Raw genomic sequence first — 528 nt, 5'->3', positions numbered from 1 at the left:
TCGTTCTCAAGTTCAGGCCCTGTTCGCGATAAATCCGACGCAGTCGCTTGTGATTGTCGGTAAAGCCTTCTCGTCTGAGTGTGAGCACAATCCGATCAAACCCAAACCGTATGCGGGTGTATGCGATTTCCCGCATACGCATCACAAGCAATGCTTCGTCCCGCTTGTGTGGCTTGTAATACAGCGCTGAGCGATGCATCGGCAATGCCGCGCAAGCTTTCTTGATCGACACCTGGTATGCCACCGTCATGTATTTGACCAGCTCTTTCTTGACGGCAGGTTTTACAGCTTTTTTTTTATGACGTCCTGAAGCATCTGCCGATCGAGGCTCAAGTCGGCAACAAGTTTCTTCAGGTGGGCGTTTTCCTGTTCTAGCAAGCGAAGGCGGCGCAGTTCGGTAACGCCCATGCCTCCGAACTTGGCTTTCCAGTTGTAAAACGTTGGCTCCGAGACTTCCAGTTGCCGGCAGACCTCTTTCACCTTTACTCCTGCTTCGGCTTGCCTGAGGGCGAAGGTGATCTGCTCTTC

The 528-nt window shown here is 52.5% G+C and carries 2 pseudogenes; both read right to left on the bottom strand.

The features are described from left to right. Positions 1-139: pseudogene (locus tag EKD02_RS10120) on the bottom strand (IS3 family transposase); the annotation flags it as partial. A 143-nt stretch (positions 140-282) separates the two neighbouring features. Further along, a pseudogene (locus EKD02_RS09955) lies at positions 283-528 on the bottom strand (transposase); the annotation flags it as partial.

The sequence above is a fragment of the Chlorobium phaeovibrioides genome, from assembly GCF_003968655.1.
Lineage (GTDB): Bacteria > Bacteroidota > Chlorobiia > Chlorobiales > Chlorobiaceae > Chlorobium > Chlorobium phaeovibrioides.
This window is presented reverse-complemented; position numbering and strand designations above follow the sequence as displayed.